The 24605-nt window shown below is 57.6% G+C and carries 21 protein-coding genes; 12 read left to right on the top strand and 9 right to left on the bottom strand.

The annotated features are described in order from the left end of the window. Nucleotides 1-25 precede the first annotated feature (25 nt). The 3 genes from WCX49_RS02685 (at nt 26) to WCX49_RS02675 (ending at nt 2414) form a co-directional block, all read left to right on the top strand. On the top strand, nt 26-631 hold the full coding sequence (locus tag WCX49_RS02685; RefSeq protein WP_345986035.1) for an NAD(P)/FAD-dependent oxidoreductase: 606 nt from the start codon (nt 26-28) through the stop codon (nt 629-631). A gap of 27 nt (nt 632-658) precedes the next feature. Beyond that, nucleotides 659-1078 carry a cyclophilin-like fold protein gene (locus WCX49_RS02680; RefSeq protein ID WP_345986034.1) on the top strand — a complete coding sequence of 140 codons (420 nt, stop codon included), beginning with the start codon at nt 659-661 and terminating at the stop codon, nt 1076-1078. Between the two features lie 187 nt (nt 1079-1265). Then, a complete protein-coding gene (locus WCX49_RS02675; RefSeq protein ID WP_345986033.1) occupies nt 1266-2414 on the top strand; it encodes an iron-containing alcohol dehydrogenase in 1149 nt (382 codons plus the stop codon). Between the two features lie 9 nt (nt 2415-2423). Here WCX49_RS02675 and WCX49_RS02670 read toward each other — a convergent pair whose 3' ends face one another. Beyond that, the gene (locus WCX49_RS02670) at nt 2424-3242 is read right to left on the bottom strand and encodes a TIGR00282 family metallophosphoesterase (RefSeq protein WP_345986032.1); all 819 of its coding nucleotides are present in this window, start codon (nt 3240-3242) and stop codon (nt 2424-2426) included. A 126-nt stretch (nt 3243-3368) separates the two neighbouring features. Here WCX49_RS02670 and WCX49_RS02665 point away from each other — a divergent pair, with 126 nt between their 5' ends. The 6 genes from WCX49_RS02665 (at nt 3369) to WCX49_RS02640 (ending at nt 10530) form a co-directional block, all read left to right on the top strand. Beyond that, nucleotides 3369-5102 (top strand): RDD family protein, encoded by a 1734-nt coding sequence (locus WCX49_RS02665; protein ID WP_345986031.1) that lies wholly within the window; start codon nt 3369-3371, stop codon nt 5100-5102. 31 nt (nt 5103-5133) lie between these two features. After that, nucleotides 5134-5634 carry a hypothetical protein gene (locus WCX49_RS02660; RefSeq protein ID WP_345986030.1) on the top strand — a complete coding sequence of 167 codons (501 nt, stop codon included), beginning with the start codon at nt 5134-5136 and terminating at the stop codon, nt 5632-5634. A gap of 267 nt (nt 5635-5901) precedes the next feature. After that, nucleotides 5902-7155, top strand: a complete 1254-nt coding sequence (locus WCX49_RS02655; protein ID WP_345986029.1) for an AAA family ATPase — start codon at nt 5902-5904, stop codon at nt 7153-7155. Beyond that, nucleotides 7148-7897, top strand: coding sequence for an HNH endonuclease (locus WCX49_RS02650; RefSeq protein WP_345986028.1), 750 nt, complete (start codon nt 7148-7150; stop codon nt 7895-7897). Before WCX49_RS02655 ends, WCX49_RS02650 begins: the two co-directional genes overlap by 8 nt. A 77-nt stretch (nt 7898-7974) precedes the next feature. Then, nucleotides 7975-8352 (top strand): hypothetical protein, encoded by a 378-nt coding sequence (locus WCX49_RS02645; RefSeq protein ID WP_345986027.1) that lies wholly within the window; start codon nt 7975-7977, stop codon nt 8350-8352. A gap of 444 nt (nt 8353-8796) precedes the next feature. Then, nucleotides 8797-10530 (top strand): protein adenylyltransferase SelO family protein, encoded by a 1734-nt coding sequence (locus WCX49_RS02640; protein ID WP_345986026.1) that lies wholly within the window; start codon nt 8797-8799, stop codon nt 10528-10530. Between the two features lie 7 nt (nt 10531-10537). Here the strand turns inward: WCX49_RS02640 and WCX49_RS02635 are convergent, their stop codons facing one another. The 8 genes from WCX49_RS02635 to yajC all read right to left on the bottom strand — a co-directional run bounded on the left by WCX49_RS02635 (nt 10538) and on the right by yajC (nt 20933). Then, nucleotides 10538-13522: a DEAD/DEAH box helicase gene (locus WCX49_RS02635; RefSeq protein WP_345986025.1), complete on the bottom strand. Its 2985-nt coding sequence runs from the start codon at nt 13520-13522 to the stop codon at nt 10538-10540. A gap of 66 nt (nt 13523-13588) precedes the next feature. Beyond that, complete coding sequence (locus WCX49_RS02630; protein ID WP_345986024.1) at nt 13589-14770, bottom strand: bifunctional folylpolyglutamate synthase/dihydrofolate synthase; 1182 nt, start codon at nt 14768-14770, stop codon at nt 13589-13591. Further along, on the bottom strand, nt 14724-15242 hold the full coding sequence (locus WCX49_RS02625; RefSeq protein ID WP_345986023.1) for a hypothetical protein: 519 nt from the start codon (nt 15240-15242) through the stop codon (nt 14724-14726). The genes WCX49_RS02630 and WCX49_RS02625 overlap by 47 nt, the downstream gene beginning before the upstream one ends. Nucleotides 15243-15252: 10 nt before the next feature. After that, nucleotides 15253-17700, bottom strand: coding sequence for a leucine--tRNA ligase (gene leuS, locus WCX49_RS02620; RefSeq protein ID WP_345986022.1), 2448 nt, complete (start codon nt 17698-17700; stop codon nt 15253-15255). A gap of 65 nt (nt 17701-17765) precedes the next feature. Then, complete coding sequence (locus tag WCX49_RS02615; RefSeq protein ID WP_345986021.1) at nt 17766-18104, bottom strand: DUF6394 family protein; 339 nt, start codon at nt 18102-18104, stop codon at nt 17766-17768. Nucleotides 18105-18125: 21 nt separating this feature from the next. Then, nucleotides 18126-19097, bottom strand: coding sequence for a protein translocase subunit SecF (gene secF, locus WCX49_RS02610; RefSeq protein ID WP_345986020.1), 972 nt, complete (start codon nt 19095-19097; stop codon nt 18126-18128). Continuing rightward, nucleotides 19097-20677, bottom strand: coding sequence for a protein translocase subunit SecD (secD, locus tag WCX49_RS02605; RefSeq protein WP_345986019.1), 1581 nt, complete (start codon nt 20675-20677; stop codon nt 19097-19099). The genes secF and secD overlap by 1 nt, the downstream gene beginning before the upstream one ends. Further along, on the bottom strand, nt 20667-20933 hold the full coding sequence (gene yajC, locus WCX49_RS02600) for a preprotein translocase subunit YajC (protein WP_345986018.1): 267 nt from the start codon (nt 20931-20933) through the stop codon (nt 20667-20669). The genes secD and yajC overlap by 11 nt, the downstream gene beginning before the upstream one ends. A 175-nt stretch (nt 20934-21108) precedes the next feature. Between yajC and malQ the strand changes: the two genes are divergently transcribed. The 3 genes from malQ to pgeF are packed head-to-tail and all read left to right on the top strand — an operon-like array spanning nt 21109 to nt 24601. Further along, a complete protein-coding gene (gene malQ, locus WCX49_RS02595; RefSeq protein WP_345986017.1) occupies nt 21109-22599 on the top strand; it encodes a 4-alpha-glucanotransferase in 1491 nt (496 codons plus the stop codon). Beyond that, nucleotides 22596-23855: an apolipoprotein N-acyltransferase gene (locus WCX49_RS02590; protein WP_345986016.1), complete on the top strand. Its 1260-nt coding sequence runs from the start codon at nt 22596-22598 to the stop codon at nt 23853-23855. The genes malQ and WCX49_RS02590 overlap by 4 nt, the downstream gene beginning before the upstream one ends. Continuing rightward, nucleotides 23852-24601, top strand: coding sequence for a peptidoglycan editing factor PgeF (gene pgeF, locus WCX49_RS02585; RefSeq protein ID WP_345986015.1), 750 nt, complete (start codon nt 23852-23854; stop codon nt 24599-24601). The genes WCX49_RS02590 and pgeF overlap by 4 nt, the downstream gene beginning before the upstream one ends. Nucleotides 24602-24605: the final 4 nt, after the last annotated feature.

Here is a 24605-nt window from a genome sequence, read left to right as displayed (position 1 = left end):
ATAGACTCTACGCAAAGGAGAGAAGATGCAAAAATATGACGTCATTATCATCGGCGGCGGGGTTTCGGGCCTCTCGTGCGCCATCACGCTGGGATCGGCAGGACCGAAAATGGAGGTCGCGAGCACGAAACAGATCCTCGTCATCGACGCCGGGAAGTCCCACCTGAACATGGCGGAGCTCCACAACGTCCCGGGCGTCGCCGAGGGGACGAAGGGGCCCGAGCTCCTCGCCTCTCTGGCAGCGCGGGCGGAAGCCTATGAGAACGTCGTCCTGGAGAAAGGAACCGTCGTCTCCGTCTCCGGGAGCGCCGGGGCCTTCACGGTCACGACCGAAGCGGGCGAGACCTTCGAAGCCGACACCGTCGTCTTTGCCAACGGGATGCAGACCATCGCCGTCGAGGGCATCGGTGCCCCCGTCGTCGACCACGTCCGCGCCCCGCGCCCCGGCATGGTGATGATCGAGAACAGTAACGGCGTCATCGGCGAAGGCAAGTATGTCACCGGCTGCGCGGCGGGTGCCACCTCCATGTTCGCCTCGGCCGCGGGCTACGGTGCCCAGACGGCGACGGACATCATCAGTGCATGGGCCGGCAAATACACCGTCATCCACGACGTGCTCAAAAAGAGCTAAACAGCAGTAGCGGAGGAAGGGCAAGACATGAAGGCACTTTTCATGATGATCCTCATGGTGCTCTTCGCCCTGCCCCTGGCCGCCCGCGACGGAGGCAACCCCATGCAAATCAGCGTCCACGCAAACGGAAACACCACCCTTTTTCAACTCAACGACTCCCCGGCCGCCAAGGCACTCTACGACCAGCTTCCCCTGAGCATCGAGGTGGAGGACTACGGCAGCAACGAAAAGATCTTCTACCCCCCGAAGAAGCTGGCGACTGAGGGCACGCCCCCGGCGGATGCCAAGGCCGGTACCCTCGCCTACTACGCCCCCTGGGGCGACGTCGTCATGTTCTACAGGGCGTTCGGAAAAGCGGGCGGGCTGTACGAGCTGGGACACGCGCTGTCGGGTGCGGAACACATTCAATCTATGTCCGGCACGGTCACGATAGAGAAAAGCCGCTAGGCGGCACCGACCCGCTACGAGCGCCCTGCCCGTTCCGGCGGGCAGCAAGCGTGAAGCCTCCCCGAAAAAGCCCGTCGTTACGCACAAACCGGTCACTTTATAGTATCAGGCAACTCCCGTATAGAATCCATCAATCGGATAAACGCAAATCCCCCTATAATAGTCCGAAAGAATCCAGGAGAACAATATGACAAATTTCACCTATCATAACCCCACCAAGATCGAATTCGGAAGAGACAAGGAAAAAGCCATCGGCGACCACATCGCCGCGGCGGGCGTAAAGAAGGTCCTGCTCACCTTCGGCAGCGACCGCATCAAAAAAGACGGCCTCTTCGACACCGTCGTCGCGAGCCTGAAAGCGAACAATATCGAGTACGTCGAACTGGGCGGCATCGTCAGCAACCCGCTGCTCTCGAAGGTGTACGAGGGGGTCGAGACGGCCAAAGCCGAAGGCGTCGGGGCCATCCTCAGCGTCGGCGGCGGTTCGGTCCTCGACAGCTCCAAGGCCATCGCGGCGGGCAGCCTCTACGACGGGGATGTCTGGGACTTCTTCATCGGCAAAAGCACCATCGAAAAAGCGCTGCCGGTCTTTGACATCATCACCCTCGCGGCAACGGGGAGCGAGATGAACACCTACGCCGTCGTCACGAACGAAAAGACGCAGCAGAAGTTCTCCATCGCCTCGCCCCACGTCTACCCCAGAGTCTCCGTCGTCAACCCGGAGCTGCAGAAGTCCGTCTCCAAGGAGTACCTCGTCTACTCCGCCGCGGACATCATCGCCCACTCCATCGAGGGGTACTTTACCGCCTCGTACCATCCCGACATCATCGCCAAGTACATCGAGGCGAACATCTCCACGGTCATGAGCACCACGGAGACGCTGCTCGCGGACCCGGACGACTACAATGCGCGCGGCGAGTTCGCCTGGGCGGCGACACAGGCGCTCAACGGCACGACCACCCTCGGCGTCGCCGGGTACAGCTTCCCCAACCACATGATCGAGCACAGCCTCTCGGCGCTCTTCAACGTCGCCCACGGCGCGGGCCTCTCCGTCATCATGCCCGCGTGGATGAAGTGGTACCATAAGCAGAACGAAGCGCAGTTCGAACGGTTTGCAAAGAATCTTTTCGGAAAATCAACTGCCATGGAGGGAATAGAAGCGCTGGAGCAGTGGTTCGACAAGGTCGGCACGCCGACCAAGCTGTCGCAGTTCTCGATCAAAGAGAGTGACATCGACGCCATCGTCGAAAACGCCGCGGCAAATGCCAAGATGTTCGGCCTGGCCGACACCTATACCGAGGACGTTCTCAGAACGATCCTCAAACTGGCGCTCTAAAGCGCCCTTCTAAACTTCCCAGGCGTCGGTGACGATCTCGCGCCCGTCGTCGAAGGTCTTGATCTTCTTCGCGCTCACGCAGCGCCCCTTCTCGTCCAGCTCGAACACGGCCGTCTGCAAAATCTTTTTACATTTTTCCGGGACGTTGAAGTGGCCGGGCAATCCGGTCAGGAAACGCTGCAGCGGGATCTTGGGGTCCATCCCGATGACGTTGTCGCGGCAGCCGCTGAGGCCCAGGTCCGTGACGTAACCCGTGCCGCCGTCAATCTGCAGGTCGTCCGTCGCCACGTGGGTATGGGAGCCGACGATGGCACTGACGTGGCCCCGCAGCATCATCAGCAGCGCCCTTTTCTCGCTCGTCGCCTCGGCGTGCATGTCGACAAGAATGACTTCGGCCCCCTCGCGCCGCAGCGCCTCGACGCTCTTCTGCGCGCAGATGAAGGGGTTGTCGACCATCGGCATGGCGTAGTAGCCCATGACGTTGAGCACCCCGACCTTGACGCCGTTCACCTCGTACATGCCCGTGCCCTTGCCCGGCATCGCCTCGGGGTAGTTGTGCGGGCGCAAAAGCGGCAGCTTCTCAAAAAGGGGGATGATCTCTTTCTTGTCAAAGCTGTGGTTGCCCCCGGTCATGACGTCGATGCCGGCACCAAAGAGCTCGTCGGCGTTCTTGGCCGTCAGTCCGAAGCCGTGGCTGGCGTTCTCGTAGTTGGCCACGACGAAGTCGATGCCGTGCTCCCGTTTGAGCCGCGGCAGGTGCTGCTTGATCATCGACCGCCCCGGCCGCCCGACAACGTCACCGATCATTGCTACTGTGAGATTTTTCATAATCGGCATTGTATCGCTTTGCGGGTTAAAGCCGCTATTTGTGAGAACGGTGGAAAAATATCTCAATTCCATGATTTCAAAGATATGATAAAAGAATTTTTACAATAAAAACAATATAATTTTTTTATGTTTAAAAATATTTCAATCACAACCACACTCACGAGAATTGTCGCATTCCTCTCCGACATCTTTCTGGTAAGCCTGGTAATCGTCCTCTTTCTGCCACTTCTGCCGAAGTCGTATGTATCACTCTTTCCCTACGCCCTCATAGGTTTCTTTTGGCTTTACCGCGTATTTCTCCCACTTTCTCCCCTGCGGGGCACCCTTGGGAAAAAACTATTCGGCCTGACCCTGGAGAGGGATAATTCCGAGCCACTGACATTTCGAACATTGGCCATTCGTGAAACAATCGTACTGGGATATTTCCTTTACGTGTCCGCTGCACTCAAAGTCTCTGAGCTTACGCACGGCAACCCGTCAATCCTCCTGTTTCTTGGCCTCTCGCTCCTGCCGGTACTGCTGATAATTCTGAGTCGGGACAAACGGTCCTTGCATGACCGGATCGCCCGTACCGTCGTCCTCGATACGATTGAGAGCAGTGCTCCGCCGCTACGCATTTTCAGAAGACTTTTGCGCACTGTCGCCATCCTGGGCTTACTGATCATCACAGGCTACTACATGCTCTTTGCCAGCGTCATGTGGCGAGCGGCTCAACAAGCACAGGCGCAATACGATCAATCGTATCAACGGACCTACCCCACTAACGACTATGACGATGCACGGATCCGCTTCTATGCCGATGCGCTGAACATCTATGTCCCGCGCTACATTGAAGCCGAAGACGAATATGACATTTTCGCCAATGACATCAAATCGGAACTCGCCCAGAACTGTATTGACCGTCTCCAAAAACTGCACGATCCGGAAAATACCGGCGAAGGTCGCTCCTTCTACAAAAATGCGCGAAACGCCTATGTCGCGGATGATAAAATTGATCTCGCCCAGGAGCAGGAAGCGTACTCAAGCAGCCGCTTTTATGTCGTCGACACGAACTTGATCAACGAGATCGAGAGAGATATTACGGGACTTTCAGCGCGGAGCCTCCACAGCCCGTGCGATGACAGCGTCAATGTTGAAACCCTCTATGACAGCTTTGCCAAAAAATATTTCGAATCATTCGGACATCAGCTCTTTCTCGAAGACGAAGATAAACGATGGTATGAAACCTTCAAGGAGCACCATCCGGAGCTGATACTGCTGCAAAAACAAAAAGCGCTGGAAGCTAAACTAGATGACGAAGAACGTCTTATCAGAAAAAAAGAAGCCCGCAAAAAGATGTTGGCGGGCTTTCGCTACGATCGTTCCCTCAAACGCGGGCCTTCCATTTTTTACGTCATTGCCAATGATCAAGAAAAGGTATTGGATGAACTGCTTCGCGACCCCTCCATTCTTGAGGTACGCAACAACAACAACTTTACTCCGCTGTTTTATGCCGTCCGACTGCGCAAAGAACAGAGTGTAAAAAAACTACTGCTCAACGGTGCAGACATGTACGCGGATTTACACAGGATGACTCCCTTTGATGTCGCGGTCACCGATGGAGACCGATCTATTCCGATCATCAAGATGTTCCTGGAACACGGTTACGATGTGAATTATCAATATCTTAGAGGCTCAACGGCACTGACAATTGCCGCCACGAAATGTAAGAACTTTGCACTTGTCGAATTACTTCTGTCCAGTGGAGCCGACCCTGCTCTCAAAGACAAATTCGGCGGAGACACATTGACCCGGATACAAAAGTCTTGCAATGGGAAAAACCTTGAGCGTATGCAGGAACTGATCGCTAAATACCCGTGATCGATCCAAACTGGCTATACTCACTCTTAGTATGAAAACAGTGATTGCCGCCGTGATATCGCTTCTGTTGTTGCAAGGGTGCAGTCCAACGCTGTCGCCGATGGCCAAGCGTCTGCTGGACGAAACAAGGGATGGCGCCGCGGTGACTATTTGCTACCCAAAATCATCGAACCTCATCCTCTCGGTGCACAGTGTCAGCATCATGGTGGACGGTACCTATGCCTTTTATCTGCACGGCGGAGAGCGCATCACCTTTCCCATCCCGCCGGGAACGCACGAACTCGGCGTTTCCGATTCATCCTCCCCCTATTTCACGCACCTGGAAAGCCTTGCTTTCACGGCAGAAGTGAACGGTTCGAATTTCTTTGAGACCTATCCCGTATTTGAAGGGGTCACATTCGTTCCCTACGGATTCATCCCCATTCCGGGGCCGGATATCCGTTACAAGCTTTTTGAGGTGGACAAGGCGCGTGCAGCACAGCTAAAAACGAAGCAGGTCGACGCGAACGAGAGGATAATGCCGGAGCAATAGCCGGCTTGAGATACCGCTGCTTCTTGAGCCGCGGCAGGTGCTGCTTGATCATCGACCGCCCCGGACGCCCGACAACGTCACCGATCATTGCTACTTTCATATTTTTCATAATTATCCTCGTATCGCTTTGCGGGTTAAACCCGCTTCTTACGTAGTCCGTTTAATGTATTACATCTATGTGGTTTAACTATTTTTTTTGTTAAAGGTTGTTTTGCATAAAATGTGCGATAAAAAACAATTATGCATTAATGCTATAAGGAGTGAAAATTGACATTGAATTATATTGAAAAGCTACACTTAAGAGATTTCCGTCAGTTTAAAACACTAGATGTAGAGTTTAATAAAAATTTTAATTTTATTGCCGGACCAAATGGCTGTGGAAAAACTTCTATATTGGTGGGCATATCTCATTGTTTTCATCATGGGACATTTCAGTATTCTAGGTTCCAAGAAGATTCTGAATTTTGGACAGACTTAACAGTATCTGATCAAAAAATACGCATTGGTCTTGGAAAAAACTCTATAAAAAACAGTGGCTACAGACAACAGAGACTTCAATCATGGAATGTACCAGAAACAGAGGATGGTAGAGTCTCACTGATGCCTTCTCAATATATGGAACAACTCAATGATTTTTGTCCATTATTTATCGGTGCTGAGCGAAGTATTAAGTATAAACAGATAAGTGGTATGACACGGGAGCAAACTCAAGCGCAACAAGTAAACCAGTATACATCCTCAGGAACCCAATCTTTATATGGTGAAAAGCCTCAAAATATTAAGCAATGGTTCGTTAATCGCTATTTTATGATTGATAAAGATTGGGCTACAGAAGAAAAAGAGAACTGGCAGCACATGATTCACAACCTTCCTAGTCTAGCTCCTTTTAATAGTAATTTTTCTTATCTTCGTACTGGCAAGGATCTTGAGCCTATATTCTCTATATATGGAGAAGAATGTTATATGGAAGAACTGTCTGCAGGTTTCCAAGCTGTTTTGTCAATTGTTGCAAATATTTTTGAGTGGATTGAGGGCACGCGACAAGAAGGTAAAAAGTTAGCTGTTAATGCTACCGGAACTGTTTTGATAGATGAGCTTGATCTTCATCTCCACCCAGAATGGCAATTCACTTTAAGGGATGGCCTATCAAAAATTTTCCCAAATATTCAATTTATTGTAACGACACATTCACCACACTTACTTTCTTCTGCAAAAGAAAATGAAATAATCATTATGGACAGAACCTATGAACAAAGCGAATACTATTTAAAGCCAACCCCTAAGAGATTTTCAGGTTGGAATACAGACCAAATCCTCTCTGAAATCATGGGTGTTAGAAGTTTAGACAATAAAGACTATGAAAAACTAATTTCTGAAGCATTCGACAAAATAGAAGAAGGATCATTAGAAGGTTTGCAAAACGCAATAGAGGAGCTATCTAAAATTGCTCATCCAAGTGACTCTGTACTAACTGTGCTTACCGCAAAATATGCTTCAATGCTGGCGATGTCCAATGATTAAGTTAGAGCGAAACCCAAAACCAACAGTGCTTATTGAAAATGAGCACGAGTGGACAAATCAGTTACAAAGAGCTGTTTCCACTTATGGAAGCTATTCCGAAATCCCAAAGGAGGAAAAAGCTAAGTTACTAATTCACTACAGACATCAAGATATCAAATTGCCCTTATTTAACAGCTCGCGGCAAAAGTGCGCCTTTTGTGAGACAAAGCCATCTGAAAGTGGGAATATAGAAGTTGAGCATTTCGCCCCAAAGTCAAAATATCCAACTCTAGCTTTCGACTGGAATAACTTTTTGCCGGCATGTAGAAAATGTAATGAAAGTAAAGATAATCATGACACATTAACCGATCCCATTGTTAATCCCTACGATATGGACCCTGAAGCAATATTCGATTATAAAGACATAAAAATCGCAGTAAATAATACTGAGTACAAAAGCATCGGTGAATTGACAATTAAAGTTTGTAGTCTAAACTCAATCAGATTAATGAAGCCAAGAGCCGACATTCTAGTAAGCCTTCATGGTTTTAGTGCAGCCATCGAAGACGCAATTCAAGACTTTTATGAAGCAGAAACTATCCTAAAACAAAGGAATAGGAAAAGGAAAATACGTGAAGCCCTAGAAATCATAGAAAGTTTATCTGATCCTTCAGAGAAGTTTTCAGGATTCTGCAAGTCATTTCTCAGAAAATGTGAGCCTTACCAATTGGCAAAAAAAATAGTTGCTGAGGAATGTGAATAACAAATCAGTAAAGACCAATCAAAAACCATAAGCAGCTTTTTGATTACTCATTTTAAACATTAGTACTAGGAAAAACATTGGAAGAAAATAATCACGCGAGTAATGACCACCAACAGGAATCAGTAGCTGAAAAATTTGCTGGGAAAGTTTTCTACGCAAGAGTTCTTGTTACGATTATAGGGCTGGCTATCTCATGTATTTTAATTTATGGTGGTTTCTTACTTACACAAGAAGACATAAAAAAAGAAAAAAATGTTAAAAATGAACATTCTAAAATTGAAGCACAAATCGGAAATTACAAATTTGCATTACAAAACACCGCGCCAGGCCTATTATTAATTATATGTGGAACAATAATTGGTGCAATGACAATCAGTAAGCAAACTCGTGTCAAAACTTACTGGAAACAAGATGAGAATGGTGCTTCCAGGTACGAAACAGAAGTACAAGGTTAAAGCTACTAACAAGTAAAAGAAGTACAAACAAAATCCCGCAACACTTTTCTAGTTTCTCATTTCAATCGTCAAAGTACCTTCGGCTTTTCCGTGTGAAGGCAATACAGCAAGGATATTCTGTCGAACGTAACGTACTCTTTTGAACCGTTCAGATATTCGATAGTGATGAGTCTTCCTATCTAGTCCCATCAATTGCATAACCATCACTTCTTCATTGGTTCTCCGGGCGACCAAAACGCTCCATATTAACGTTAGGCAAAAAGATGATTATGGCTAATGTTATGCCTTCCGCTAAATTCAACAATCCCGCTCCTTAAAGAAAAAACACCGAACGTTTGTACCAAACCTCATTAATAGCCTTTTTTAGAATAGCCTGCAAGAATTCACTTTTTAGATAACCGAACCATTTTTGCATGCCCGTCGTAAAGGCTAAAGGAAACAAGTATGAAAGCAGCATTTGAAACCCCTACAGCGGTAAAGAGCCTTGACGATCTCGCAGTGCTGGCAGATTATTCGCTCATGGACACGTTGACCCCCGACCCCGAGGCGACAGCGGACGGCGTTGACCACGCGCCCCGGCAAGTCTTCAGCGGGCATTATGTGCCCGTGAACCCTACGCCCATAGAAACACCCGTGTACATCGCGCACAGCGAGACCTTTTTCCGCGAACTGGGCTTTAGCGACGCATTGGCGACCTCGGAGGATTTTATGCGGATGTTCTCCGGCGACAGCTCGCAGCTCCCGGAGCCGCTGCGCCGCCGGGGCTGGGCGACGGGGTACGCACTCTCCATCTACGGGACAGAGTACTACGAGCAGTGCCCCTTCCGCACGGGCAACGGCTACGGCGACGGCCGCGCGGTCTCCATCCTCGAAGCGGTCATCAACGGGCGGCGCTGGGAGATGCAGCTCAAAGGCGGCGGCAGAACCCCCTACTGCCGCGGAGCCGACGGCCGCGCCGTGCTGCGATCTAGCATCCGCGAGTTCCTGGCACAGGAGCATATGCACGCCCTGGGCGTAAAGACCTCACGCTCGCTGAGCCTCTACACTTCCAAAACGGAGACGGTCGCAAGGCCGTGGTTCAACAACGGCTCCTACTCGCGAAACCCCGAAGTCATGCTCGAGGAGGCCGTGGCCATCACGACGCGGGTCGCCCCCTCGTTTATCCGGGTGGGCCAGGTGGAGCTTTTCGGCCGGCGTGCACGTAAAAACGAGCACCCCAAGGCGTTGAAGGAGCTCGAGCAGATCGTCCTGCACCTCTGTGAGCGCGAGTACAGCGACATTATCGACGCCGCCCTGCCCCTCCGGGACAAAGTGCTCCTGCTGGCAACGGCGTTCCGCGACCGCCTCACCACGCTGGTGGCAGAGTGGATACGCGTGGGCTACTGCCAGGGCAACTTCAACAGCGACAACACTGCCGCCGGCGGCTTCACCCTCGATTACGGCCCCTTCGGGTTCATCGAGATGTTCGACCCGCGCTACCAGCCGTGGACGGGCGGAGGAGACCACTTCTCCTTCCTGAACCAGCCCCAGGCTGCGGAGACGAACTTTGCCATGTTCTGCACCGCGCTGAAGCCGCTGCTGGCTGCGGATGAAAAGGCCGTGAACGAGCTGGACATGCTGACGCTCAGATTTGCAAGAGCGATGCAGGGGAAAATGATCCCCATGTGGGCCTCAAAGCTGGGGCTGCACAAGCTGGATGCGCCGCTGTTCAATGAACTGGTGACGCTGATGATCGAAACCGGGGTGGATTACACCATCTTCTTCCGTGAACTCTCATCGGTGCCCGAAGATATCGCCCCGCTGACGAAGAGCTTTTACGGTGACGGGGTCAAAGATGCCGCGCTGCTGAACCGCTGGAGCGAATGGCTGGAGAAGTGGAAGGGTGTCGTACAGGCGACCAACCCCGACGACATCAACGCCGCTTCGCCGGAATCCCGCGAAAAGCTTTCCAAGCAGATGAAAGCCGTCAATCCCAAGTACACCCTGCGGGAGTGGTTCCTCGTCCCGGCCTATCAGCAGGCCGCCAAGGGGGACTATACGCTTATCAAGGAGCTGCAAGCCGTCATGACAGACCCCTATGCCGAGCAGTCCGAAGCAGTAGCGGCGAAGTACTACAGCAAAAAGCCCACGGAGTTCTTCGAGATCGCCGGCATCTCCCACGTCACCTGTTCATCGTAAAACGAATTTAAAGCACCTTCGGCTTCGCCGTGCGCAGGTAGTGCAGCACGGCCTTGATGATGTCGTCGTCGTCTTTGCTGTCGGCGGTGACGTACTCCTTGGAGCCGTTGAGATATTCGATAGTAATGTTCTGGCCGTAGGAGCTGAGCATCTTGATGTGCTTCTCCAGCCCCATCAGCTTGATGACCATCAGCTCGAAGAACTGCTTGGTCGGGCCGTCCGGGCGTCCGAAGCGCTCCGTGACCTCCTCCTCGATCTCGTAGACCTCCGTCGGGCTCTCGCAGAGGCTGAGGCGGCGGTAGAGCTCCAGGCGCAGGCGGTCCTCGGCGACGAGCTCGTCGCTGATGTAGGCGCTGACGGCGAGCTTGAGGTCCACCTTCGCCTTGGGGGTCTCTTTCTTGTTGCTCAGCTCCTTGATGGCATCCTCGAGCATCCGCAGGTAGAGACTGTAGCCGATGTTCTTGATGTGCCCGCTCTGCGCATCGCCCACGAGGTTCCCCCCGCCCCGGATTTCGAGGTCATGGTAGGCGAGCACCGAGCCGCTGCCGAGGAAGGAGTTGGACTCCAGGGCGACGAGGCGCTTCTTCGCCTCCTCGGTAATGCGCTCCTTGTCCTCGACGATGAAGTAGGCGAACCCCTCCGTGTGGCCCCGGCCGACGCGGCCGCGCAGCTGGTGCAGGTCGGCGATGCCGAAGCGGTCGGCCCCGTCGATGATCATCGTGTTGACCCGCGGCATGTGGATGCCCGACTCGATGATGGAGGTCGCCAGCATGAGGTCGTATTCGCCCTCCTGGAAACGCAGCAGCTCCTTTTCCGTCTCGACCGCGCCGACCTGCGAGTGCAGCATGAGGATGCGAAGATCCGGCAGGATCGCCTTGAGTTCACCCAGCTTGATCGGCATATGGTCGATGGAGTTGTAGACGTAAAAGACCTGCCCGCCCCGGCGCAGCTCCCGCAAAATAACCTCTTTGACGAGCTTCTCGTCGTAGGCCTTGACGAAGGTCCGTACCCCCTGCCGTTCGCCCGGAGGGGTCATGAGGGTACTGAGGGTCTTGATGGAAGAGAGCGCCTGGTTGAGGCTGCGCGGAATCGGCGTGGCGCTCATGGTGAGCAAGTGCGTCTTCTCGTAGAGGGTCTTGAGCTTCTCTTTCTGCTTCACCCCGAACTTGTGCTCTTCGTCGATGACGACGAGGCCCAGTTTGGCGAACTTCGTCCCGAAGAGCGCATGGGTGCCGACGACCATGTCGATGGTCCCATCGGCCAGCCCCGCCTCGACGGCTTTCTTCACCTTCGGGGTGACAAAGCGGTCGATCTTGGCGATGTGGAAATCATACTCGGCGAAGCGCGCCTTGAGCGAGGCGAAGTGCTGGGAGCTCAGCAGGGTCGTCGGCACGATAACGGCCGACTGGTACCCCGCGGAGGCCGCGGCGAACATCGCGTTCATCGCTACCTCGGTCTTGCCGAAGCCGACGTCCCCGCTGAGGAGCCGGTCCATGACGAGGCCGCTGCCGATCTCGGCAATGATCTCGGCGATGGAGCGCGCCTGGTCCTCGGTGTACTCGAAGCCCGCGCGGGACTGGAAGGCCTGCAGCTGCTTGGGATCGGTCTCGATGACGGGGGCGCTGATGAGCGCGCGCTGGGCGGCGGTGTTGACGATCTCCGAGGCGATCTCGAAGAGGCGTTTGCGCACGGTCTCCTTGAGGCGTCCGAAGCTCCCCTTGCCCAGGCGGTCGAGCACCGGCGGCGCCCCGGCGCCCGCGATGTAGCGGTCGATGGCGTCGAGGTTTTCCACCGGCAGCAGGACGCGCTCGTCGCCCTGGTAGCGGATGGCGATGAAGTCGCGCACAGAGCCGAGAATCTCCGCCTGTTCGATGGCCTCGAAGATCCCGACCCCGTGGTCCTCGTGGACGACGTAGTCGCCGGGCTTGAGGTCGTCGAGCAGGAGGCTGCTCTTGCGGCGCCGCTTTTTGCGTACCGGTTTGTTCAGCGAGATGATGAGCTCGGTGTCGGTAATAAGGTTGACGATCTCGCCGGAGCGTTTGACGGTGATGCCCCTCGTGTCGAAGAGGCCCGCCTGCTTCAGCTGCGCGTCGCTGCTGGCAATTACCGTCACTTTCTTGTTCGGGTGGACCTCCAGCAGGGTTTTGACGTCCGTGACCGCGAGGGCCTTGACCCGGTCGTCTTCGGGAAGCACGGCGACGGATTCGAAAACGCTCTGCGGTACCTGCGGGGTGTTGAGGGTGTAGGCCTCGCCGATCATCGCGTCGAGGCGTTTGACGGCGGCAACCTTTTTGCCCTCCAGGAAGTTCTCCGCGTCGTCACCGAGGTACCAGAAGCCCAAAGAGTCGATGTCCTTGACGAAGCTGTCGCTCGTTGAGGCTTCTACCGCCGCGACGATGCGTTCGTAGCCCGCTTCGTCGAAGGCGTAGGGGGCGCTGTGCAGCTCGAAGCCCTCCAGCTCCTCGCCGACGGTGCGCTGGGTCTCCACCTCGAAAGCCTTGATCTGCTCGATCTCGTCGTCGAAGAGGGAGATGCGGTAGGGAGACTCCGTACCGGGGGCGAAGACGTCGATGATGTCGCCGCGGAAGGAGACCTCCCCCTCCACCTCCACGAGGTCAACGAAGCTGTAACCCCAGTGCAGCAGCTCCGTCTTGAGGGCTGCGAGGTCGAGGCGATCGCCGAAGGCGATCTGCTTCGTGCGCAGGAGGTTCGTTTTGGGAAGCGGGAAGAGCAGGCTCTTGAAGGGGGCGATGACGAGGGGCTTTTTATCTGCCTCGTAATAACGGCGCAGCGCCTCGGCCATCTGGCTCAGCTCTTCGCTGAAGGGGCGGAGGTCGTCGAGCCAGGTCGCGCGGAAGTCGGGGAGGACGACCGCGTCGATCTCCTTGAAGCGGCAGAGGTCGCGGAGCTGCTGCGCTTCGGCGGCGTCTTCGCAGATAAGGACGTCGGGGAGGCTACCCTTTTTCAGGTAGGTGTAGAGCTTGGCCTGCATCTCAGCGTGCCGTATCGTTGCGGAGGGTTTTCGGCGCGGTTTGCAGGGGCGCCGTCACTGTATAGTTCATTTCAATCCCGTCATTTTTATAAAGGCCTCCGCCACGCTGAACGAGCCGAAGACCAGGTACATTTTCTGTGCCTGCACCCCTTCGAAACTGCCGTAGGGGATATCCAGCGCTTCGAGCGCCCCGACGAGCGCATCGCGGGCGGCGGCACGTTCGCTCTGCACCTCGATCAGCTCGACGCGCTCGATGTTGTCGCGGAGCGCGGCGAGGATGGCCGCGTAGTCCTTGTCGCCGTAGCTGTTGTAGACGAGGACGACCTTCTGCGCCCCGAGCTCGCGTGCGATGGCACGGGCGGCGAGGACGTTGTGGCCCACGTCGAGCAGGACGTTCGGGGCGATCCGCGAGAGGCGGCCGAAAAGCGGCGCACTGAAGCTCTCCGCGTCAAAGGGGACGCCGAGCACGTGCATAGCTGCGGCGGCGAGCAGGAGATTGTCGCGGAGGTACGCCGGCAGTTCCAGACGCCCGGCCGTCTGTTGAAGCGCCATTATAGCATCTTGGTCTAACAGCCGTTCACAGCGCAGCAGGGTCGCGCCCCGCCCGGCGGCGATCTCCGAGGCTACGCTGTAGACGACCTCGTGGGGCTGCAGGCCCAGGATCACCGTGGGCCCCATCGCCCGCAGTTTCGTCGCGGCGATGGCGTCGATGGTGTCGCCCAGGAAAGCCTGGTGATCGAGGTCGATAGGGGTGACGAGGGTGAGCGTTTTGGGGAAGACGGCGGTCGCGTCGAACTCGCCGCCGAGGCCCGCTTCCATGACAATGTAGTCGCAGGGCTCATAGAGCGCCGCAGCCATCAGGGTCGTGAATTCGAAGTAGCTGAGCGCGTCGGCCGTCTCCGGGTCCAGCCACCCCACCACCTTCTCAAAGGCACTTTGCAGCTGCGCGTCAGTGGCATCGCTGCCGTTCAGCCAGAGGCGTTCGTTAAAGCGCAGGATGTGCGGGGAGGTGTAGTGGCCGACACTGTAACCGGCGTGCAGGAGGGCCGAGGCGAGGAAGCGCCCCGTCGTCCCCTTGCCGTTGGTGCCGACGAGGTGGATGATCTTCGGCAGTGAAACACTAGCTTTGACCTGCTCCCAGGCCCGCGGCATCCGCTCCAGGTCGATCTTGTCGTAGTAGAGCGGTTTCGCGTCGAGAAAGTCAGCGTACTTCAGCAGAGGCCCCCTCGCCCGCGACCTGGGCGACAAAGCTGTCGAGCGCCTTCTCCGAGCCGTACTTGATCGCCTCGAAACGGACGAGGTCGGAGATGATGGCGTTGGGTTCGATGGTAAAAATGTAGCTTCCCCGCGCATTGTAACGGCGCGTCTCTTCTCCGCGCTGACGGTCGACGTCGAGAGTCACGATGGCGCGGTAGGCGACGATGTAGCCGTTGGTGTCGTACTGCACCGGGGTGAAGACGACATTGCGCAGGGAAATGGTCAGGTGGGTGCTGGCGTGGGCCTCGTCGGTCAGGCGGGTGCGGAAGCGGTTGACGACGGCCTGGTCGAGGGCGTCTTTGATGTAGACGGTGTTGTCCGGGTCCTGCATGGAGATGACGACCTTTGTGCTCACGCTCTCCTGCAGCACCGGCTTCACGGCCCGGCTCGTCGGCTTGTAGCCGCAGCCCGCCAGCAGCGCCGCGGCGACCAGTACCGAACCGAAACGCTGCATTCCACCCATGATCTCTTCCTTACTTGACGACGATGTTGACGAGCTTGTTCGGCACGACGATCTCTTTGACGACCGTCTTGCCTTCAAGCCACTGCGGGATGATCGCCTTGGCGGCTTCGATCATCGCCTCTTTGGACGCATCCGGCGCCACGTCGACCTGGCCGCGGTTCTTGCCGTTGACGGAGACGCCCAGGGTGATCGTATCGAGGGCGAAGACCTCCTCTTTGACGACCTGTGCGCCGAGGTTTTTGCGGCCGAAGAGGCGGTCGCTGATCTCCCAGCAGACGTGCGGGACGATGGGTTCCATCAGGGAGGTGAGAACCCAGTACGCTTCCGTCCAGACCGCTTCGTTCTCCTGCTCGTTCAGGGCGTTCATCGCCTCCATGACCCCGGCGATCATCGTGTTGAAGGTGTAGCGTTCGCCGAAGACGTCGTTGGCGCGCACCAGCGCTTCATAGACCTTCTTGCGCGCGGCCTTCTCCTCTTTGGAGAGGGAGGCGTGGTCGATTGCCGGCAACGCATCTGCCGCAGCCGCTTTTTCGCTGCGGTCGTGGAAACGGCGCAGGAAGCGGTAGGCCCCCTCGACGGCGCTGTCGTTCCACTCCAGCTCCTGGGTCGGCGGTGCGGCAAAGAGGATGAAGAGGCGGGCCGTATCGGCGCCGTACTTCTCGATCAGGGCATCCGGGTCGACGGTGTTGCCCTTGGACTTGCTCATCTTCGCGCCGTCTTTCAGGACCATCCCCTGGGTCAGCAGCCGCTCAAACGGCTCCTTGACGTCGACGTAGCCGAGGTCGCGCAGCGCCTTGGTGAAGAAGCGGCTGTAGAGCAGGTGCAAAATAGCGTGCTCGATCCCGCCGATGTAGTGGTCGACGTTCATCCAGTAGGCGAGCTCCTCCTTGTCGAAGGCCGCCTTTTCCCAGGTGTCGCGTCCCGCCGTGTAGCGCAGGAAGTACCACGAGGACTGGATGAAGGTGTCCATCGTGTCCGTTTCGCGCTCGGCCGCGCCGCCGCATTTGGGACAGCTGCACTGTTTCCATGTGGGGTGGTGCTCCAGCGGGTTCCCCTCGCCGGTGATCTCGACGTCGTCGGGGAGTTCGACCGGCAGGTTCTCTTTTTTCTCCGGGACGATCCCGCAGGCCGGGCAGTGGATGAGCGGGATCGGTGCGCCCCAGTAGCGCTGGCGGCTGATCCCCCAGTCCTTGAGGCGGTAGTTCGTCACGCGCTTGCCGATGCCGTCGTTTTCGAAACGGGCGATGATCGCCTCTTTCGCCGCGTCGCTCATCATCTCGCTGAAGTCGCCGGAGTTGAAGAGCATGCCCGGTTCCGTCATCGCCTTGCCTTCGACGACCCCCTCGTCGGGGTGAGCGATGACCGGCGTGACCGGCAGGCCGTACTTCGTCGCGAAGTCGTAGTCGCGCTCGTCGTGCGCCGGGACGGCCATGACCGCGCCGGAGCCGTAATCCATGAGGACGAAGTTCGCGACCCAGACCGGTACCGCTTTGCCCGTGAGCGGGTGGACGACATTGATGCCCAGCGCCACGCCGTGTTTCTCTTTCTGGCGGTCGATGGAGCTGCTGTTCTTCATGACCGTGATCGCGGCGGCGACTTCCGGGTCGAGCAGGCCGTTCTCGATCATATAGGTGACCAGTTCATGCTCCGGAGCGAGGGCCGTATAGCTGACGCCGTAGATCGTGTCCGGGCGCGTTGTATAGACGTCGAAGCCGTCGAATTGGTCCCGCAGCAGTTTCTTGGAGTAGTCGTCGAGGTGCAGCGTAAACTCGAGCCCGCTGCTGCGGCCGATCCAGTTCTCCTGCATGGAGAGGACCTGCTTCGGCCACCCCTTTTCCAGCTGTTTGAGGTCGTCGATCAGCTCGTCGGCGTAGTCGGTGATGCGCAGGTAGTACTGGTGCATCTCTTTCTTGACGATGGGGGTGTCACAGCGCCAGCAGCAGCCGTCGACGACCTGCTCGTTGGCCAGAACCGTGAGGTCGTGCGGACACCAGTTGAGGAAGGCTTTCTTGCGGTAGAGCAGCCCCTTCTCGAAGAGGTCGATGATGAAGCCCTGCTCAAACTTCGTATAGAGCGGGTCGGAAGTGGCGAACTCGCGCTCCTTGGAGAAGGAGAGCCCCAGGGTGGCGAGCTCTTTGCGCATGTAGTCGATGTTCTCGTAGGTCCACTTTTTCGGGTGTACCCCGTGCTTGATCGCCGCGTTTTCCGCCGGCATCCCGAAACTGTCCCATCCGATGGGGTGCAGGACGTTCAGGCCCTGCTGGCGGTAGTAGCGCGCGAAGGCGTCACCGATGGTGTAGTTGCGCACGTGGCCCATGTGGATACGCCCCGACGGGTAGGGGAACATGCTCAGGACATACTTTTTCGGCTTCGTGAGATCATCGGAGGGTTCAAAGCTGCGCTCGGCATCCCAGAACGCCTGCCACTTGGTTTCGATATCGGACGGGTTGTATTGCAAGGTGACTCCTCGAGGCGGGCCGCAGCCCCCTCACTGTATTTCGGGAACCGGCGCCGGGCGCCGGATTAGTACTCTTCTCTCGTTTTGGAGCTTTCGATATAGACGAGGCCCATGGAGAAGACGTTAGCAATAAGGGCGCCGATGGTCAGGGCGACCGCGACGTCCATGTTGCCGACGACAACGAGGTAGATGAACGCCGGGATCAGGTGCAGGTCCGCCACGAGCGAACTGGCGAGCAGTTCGGCCGAGAGCAGGTTGCGCACCCCGATCTTGAGGATCGTCGAGACGAGGTTCAGGCTCGCCGCGACGAAGAGGGAGACCGGACCGTGTTCATAGAGGAACCCCGCCGTCGACGTCAGACTCATCAGCGTAAAAAAGACGTAGATTACTTTACCCCAATCCATAGATTGCTCCTTTTAGACGGTTTACACCGTGCCTTGTTCGTACATGGACCGCATCTTCTCTTTTTCGGCGCGGCGTCTGGCCGCTTCGGCCAGTTTCGTACGGTAGTTGCCGACATTGAAGCCGAACCACATCAGAATCGGCGAGGCGACGAAAATGGAGGAGTAGGTCCCCACGACGATGCCCACCAGCAGCGTAAAGGCGAAGGCGTGGATGATCTCCCCGCCGAACATGAAGAGCGTCAGGACGACGAAGAAAGTCGTCAACGACGTCAGCGTCGTACGCGACAGGGTCTTCGTAACCGACTCGTTGATGACGTCGGCGAGCTCGATGCTCTTCGATGCCGTCACCCCTTCGCGGATACGGTCGAAAACGATGATCGTATCGTTGAGCGAGTAGCCCAGCAGGGTCAGCAGCGCCGCCAGGACGTCGAGGTTGACGTCGATGGCGAAGAGCGAGATCGCACCCATCGCGATGGAGACGTCGTGGATCAATGCCGCGATGGAAGCGACGGCAAAGCGCCACTCGAAGCGGACTGCGACGTAGATCAGGATCCCCAGGATCGCCAGCAGCATCGCCATGACCCCTTTTTCGCGCAGTTCGCCGCCGACTTTCGGCCCGACGATGTCGACCCGGCGGACTTCGAAACTGCCGGTGCCCTTGAGGGCCTCACGGGTCACGTCGCCCATATCGGACTGAACGTCTTTGCTGGAAGTCTTGAGGCGGATGATGATCTCTTCGGGCGAACCGAACTCGGTGATCTGCGCCCCCTCGTAGAGCGGGTTGGTAGCCAGCGTGTCGCGGACCGTGTCGATCGGCGCCGCGCCCTCGTATTTCACCTGGACGATTGTACCGCCGGCGAAGTCGATGCCGTAGTTGAGCCCCTTGGATGCCAGGATGCCCCAGGAGAGCAGGACCAGCACGATGGAGACCGCGATGGCGATCTTGGACTGGCCCATAAAGTTGATGGTTTTCGTCTGTCTGAAAAATTCCATTATGCCGCCGCCTTCTTTTTACTGACGCCGAACCAGAGGCTGACGTTCTTGCTCTTGGCAATACGTGTTTCAAGCATCTCATAGATGCCGTGCGTGCCGAGGATCGCCGTCAGCATGGAAGCAAGGATACCGATGCTGATCGTGATCGCGAAGCCCTTGATGGCTCCCGTCCCGTAAACGTAGAGGACGATCGCCGCGATCAGGGTCGTGATGTTCGCGTCGAGGATGGCGCGCATCGCGTTGGCGTACCCCTCTTCGATCGCCTTGTGGATGGAGACCCCCTGGTAGAGCAGCTCCCGGATCCGTTCGGAGATGATGACGTTGGCGTCGACGGCCATACCGACGGTCAGGACGATACCCGCCATCCCCGGCAAGGTCAGCGTCGCGCCGAACATCGCCATCACCGCGATGATGAGGAAGAGGTTCGCCACCAGCGCGATGTTCGCGACGATCCCCGCCCCCTTGTAATAGACGATCATAAAAATGAAGACGAGGACGAAACCGCCGATAAGCGCGATCAGGCTCGCCTTGATGCTGTCGGCCCCGAGGCTCGGTCCGACGGAGCGTTTTTCCAGCATGAAAATCGGGGCGAGCAGCGCACCGGAACGCAGCGCGATGGCGAGGTCCTGTGCCTGTTCGACCGTGTAGTTCCCGCTGATCTGGCCGTGGCCGCCGCCGATACGCTCGTTGATGACCGGGGCGGAGTAGACCTGGCCGTCGAGGACGATGGCGAGGTGGTTGCCGACGTTCTTGCCGGTAAAGTCGCCGAAGATCTGTGCGCCTTCGGAGTTGAGCGAGAAGTTGATGACGGGCTGGTTGTTCTGGTTGAAGGCCACCTGGGCATCGGTGAGCATGGAGCCGTCGAGAATCGGAATCTCGCGGACAAGGTACTTCCCGCCCGCCTTTTCCGCATCGGGGAGGATGACGTCGCCGAAGCGTGCCGCCTCGTCCGCTGTCATCGTATAGGCGCGCATCTTCCGCTCTTCATCCACGGCCATCAGCTCGAGCTTCGCCGCGCGGGAGATCAGCTCTCTGGCGCGCTGCTCCTCTTCGGCACTCTTGATCCCCGGCAGTTCGACGAGGATTTTATCCTCGCCCTGGCGCGCGACCGTCGGTTCGGCGAGGCCGAACTGGTCAAGACGGTTACGGATCGTCTCGATGGCCTGGTCGACCGCCTGCTTCTGGGTCTTCTGCACCGCTTCGGGCGTGAGGGAGATGCGGTAGCTCTCCGCCTCGTGCACGACGCTGAGCCCTTCGATATCGGCGAGCATCTTATCCATCGCCGGCGCATCGTCGCCGTCGAGAAGCGTAAAACGGACCGATTCGTCGTCGGCGGCAAGGCCGTCGATGAGGACCTCTTCGCGCTCGCTGAAGTGGTTGATTCCCGAAGCGATCGCCTTGAGACGGGAGTTGACCGCCTCTTCGGTCTTGACGCCGAGCAGCATGTGCAGACCGCCCTGCAGGTCAAGCCCGAGGGTGATCTTCGTCCCTTTATCGGTCTGCAGCAGCGACGGGACGGAGAAGACCACCCCGAAAAGGATCGCGGCCGCGAAGACGATTACTCTGAAGTTAAGCTTCATCCTCGAACTTTCGCGCTACGGCGTCTTTGGTCAGTTTCACTGTCACGTTGTCGGCGAGCGTAACGGAGAAGAATGTCTCTTCCACCTTTTTGACTTCGGCGATCAGACCGCCGGAAGTGACGATCTTGTCCCCTTTTTTCAGGTTTTCAACCATCTCCTTGTGCTTCTTCGCCTGCTGCTGCTGCGGGCGGATGATGATGAAGTACATGATCGCGATCAAAAAGATAAAGGGCAGTAACTGTCCGATGATTTCCATTGGGTGTATCCTTCTATTATGCGGGGTCGTGCCCCAAAATCCGTGCCATTATACTAAAGGGCACCTCTAAAAACCCTGTACCCTTCAACCATGATGCCCAAACGTTCACTCTATGGTCTGATTCCCCCATCGTGTCTGCTATAATCCGCTTATTCCAAACCATAAGGACCCTCTTATGATGCCCCGCGCCGCCGGACTCCTGCTCCACCCCACCTCCCTGCCCGGTCCCTGGGGCATGGGTACCCTCGGCACCGAGGCCCGGGCATGGGTCGACCGGCTCAATGCTTCCGGGGTCGGCTACTGGCAGATCCTCCCGCTGGGCCCCACGGGCTTCGGGCACTCCCCCTACCAGTGCTACTCCGCCTTTGCCGGCAACGCCCTGCTGATCGACCCTGACCTTCTGGTCGGAGCGGGATTTCTGAACGCGGACGAACGCCCGCTCCCCGCGGCAGAGGAGAGCAGCGTCGATTTCGACGCAGTCATCGCGCGCCATACGCAGATGCTGATGAAAGCGCATGCCCGCTTCCGCCCGGCGGCGGCCTTCGACGCCTTCTGTGCCGACCATGCCGCCTGGCTCGATGACTACGCGCTTTTCATGGCGCTGAAAACCTACTTCAACGAACGCGTCTGGAACGAATGGCCGGAGAACATCCGCCTGCGCGAACCCGAAACCCTGGCCTACTACGCGAATATTCTCAAAGACGAAACCGCTTACCACCGTTTCGTGCAGTTCTGCTTTTACGACCAGTGGGAGTCCCTGCGCGAATACGCGAACGCCAAGGGGGTGAAGATCATTGGCGACCTGCCGATTTACGTCGCCATGAACAGCGCCGACGTCTGGGCGAACCCCGAGTACTTTGAGCTCGACGACGACCTGCAGCCCACGGCGGTGGCGGGTGTGCCGCCGGACTACTTCAGCGCAACCGGCCAGCGCTGGGGGAACCCGCTTTTTGACTGGGAGCGGCTGGAACAGGAGGGGTATGAGTGGTGGGTTGCCCGCCTGAAGGGGGCCCTGGAACTTCACGACTGGGTGCGTATCGACCATTTCCGCGGCTTCGAGGCCTACTGGTCCGTCCCGGCCGACGAGGAGACGGCAATCAACGGCGAGTGGATCGCCGGGCCGGGCGCCAAACTTTTCGACGCCTTCCGCCGCGTCCTCGGCCACGACCTGCCCATCATCGCCGAAGACCTCGGTATCATCACCCCCGAGGTGGAGGCGCTGCGCGACGCCTACGGTCTGCCCGGGATGAAGATCCTGCAGTTCGCTTTCGGCAGCGACGCCGGCAATCCCTACCTGCCCCACAACCATATTCGCAACTGCGTCGTTTACACGGGCACCCACGACAACGATACGACCAACGGCTGGTTCTATGCCGCGCCGCCGGAAGAGGCCGAGCGCGCCCATACGATGCGCTACCTCCACTGCCCCTGGGAGGCGTTTCACGAAAGCCTCAACCGCACGGCGCTCGCCAGTACGGCGAACCTCGCCGTGCTGCCGCTGCAGGACCTGTTGGGGCTGGGCTCCGATGCGCGGATGAATACGCCCGGCACGGCGGAGGGGAACTGGCACTGGCGCGTGACGCCGCAGCAGCTTGACAACGCCCCCTGGGAGCCCCTGCGGAGCATGATCGAACTTTACGGCAGATTCCCGGTGGCGCAGGCATGATGTTCCGCGCCAGAGAGGGGGACCGGGTCATGGAAGCCTCGCGGAGACGGCTGCCGTTTTTTCAATCGCTGACCCTTGCCTTTGCGATCGCCTTTGCGTTCTCGGCCTTTATCTATATCGACTATTTCGCCCTGCCGCACATTGCCGCCGTCGAAACCCTCCTCGCCCTCGGGGCGTATTACGGGCTGCTCGCAGCACCGCGCCGCACCGTCCTGCAGGCGGGTTTCCTGATCGGCATCTTCTGGTTCTACTGGATCGGCTTCAGCTTCCGCTACTACGGCATGCCCTGGGCGATGCCGCTGATGACCCTGCTTTTCGGGGTCGTCTACCTGCTCTATTTCGGCGTTCTCGCCCTAAGTGAACATCCGTTCATACGTGCCGTTCTGCTCTTCGGGCTCACCTATGTCGCCCCCATGGGCTTCAACTGGATGGTCCCGGAGCTGCCGCTCCTGCACAGCTATCTCGGTTTTGAAAAATGGCAGTTCGCCCTCATCCTCGTCGCGCTCGCCGCCGTGGCAACGCTGAAGACGCCACTGCGTTTCGGTGCCCTGCTGCTGCTTGCCGGCGCCTACGCCCCCGCCTATACGCCGCCCTCCCCGCCGCCGCTCAAGATCAAGCTCGCCGCGACGGCCGTCCCCCAGGAGCTTAAATGGGAACCCTCCAACCGCATGCCGACCATCCTGGGAAATTTTGCGCGCATCGACGACGCCGCGCAGGAAGGCTACGACCTCATCATTCTTCCGGAGTCGGTTTTCCCGCTTTTCCTGAACAAGGCGCCCGAGCTGATCGAGGAGCTCAAAGCGCGTTCGGAAAAGATCGCCATTGTGACAGGGGCACTGCTCTTTGAGGACGGCAACAATTACAACGTCACCTACTTCTTTCACAACGGGAAAATGGAGGTCGCCAAGAAGATGGTCCTCGTCCCCTTCGGCGAGTACATCCCCCTGCCCAAATGGCTGGGCGGCTGGGTTAACGAGGTGGTCTTCGACGGGGCGTCGGACTACCTCGCCGCGGATCACCCCACCGACTTCCTCCTCGGCGGCACCCTCTTCCGCAACGCCGTCTGCTACGAAGCGACGACCGACGCCCTTTTTGCCGGCAATCCGGCGTACATGATCGCCATCAGCAACAACGCCTGGTTCACCCCGTCGATCGAACCGACGCTGCAGCGGCTCCTGATGACCTACTACGCCAGACGCCACCACACCCTTATTTTCCACGTGGCCAACGCCGCGGGGACGGGGATAATAGAGTGATCACGTCGAAGCTCCTCGCCGAAGCTGAAGGCCTCTTGCACGGGTTTACCGAACGGCAGGGGGGCGGCAGCGACGCCCCGTATGCCTCGCTCAACCTCGCCTACCACGTCGGGGACGATGCCGTCGTCGTCGATGCGAACCACGCCCTGCTGGCCGAACAGTTCGGCTACGCGCCTGAACGGCTCGTGCATATGCGCCAGGTCCACTCGGACCGGATCGTGCGCTGCACCCCGGAGATGGGCTTCGAAAGCCGGCCCGAATGCGACGCGCTGATGACCGACATCGGGGGACAGCCGCTGATGGTGATGGTCGCCGACTGCACCCCCGTGCTGCTGTTCGATCCGCGCCGCCGCGCCGTTGCCGCCGTGCATGCGGGCCGGGCCGGGGCGCTCAAAAACATCGTCGGCAAGACCGTGGCCGCGATGCACGACGCCTACGGCAGCAACCCCGCCGACCTGCTAGCGGTGCTTGGCCCCTCGATCGGGAGCTGCTGCTACGAGATCGGGCCGGAGGTCGCCGCCGAAGTCGAAGCGGCCGGCTGCGGCACGGCCCTCTCCCTCCGGGACGGCCGCCGCTACCTGGACGTCAACCGCATCCTCGTGCAACAGCTTGAAGCGGCGGGCCTTTCGGCCGGCCATATCGACCTTCTCGCCGCCTGTACCGCCTGCGCTACCGACCGCTTTTTCTCCTACCGGGCCGAAGGGGGAACGACGGGGCGCCAAGCGGGCGTCATTGTGCTAAAATAGTGTT

This window comes from Sulfurimonas sp. HSL-1656 (genome assembly GCF_039645585.1).
GTDB lineage: Bacteria > Campylobacterota > Campylobacteria > Campylobacterales > Sulfurimonadaceae > Thiomicrolovo > Thiomicrolovo subterrani.
The sequence above is the reverse complement of the archived record's forward strand: the minus strand, read 5'-3'. Positions and strand labels throughout refer to the sequence as shown.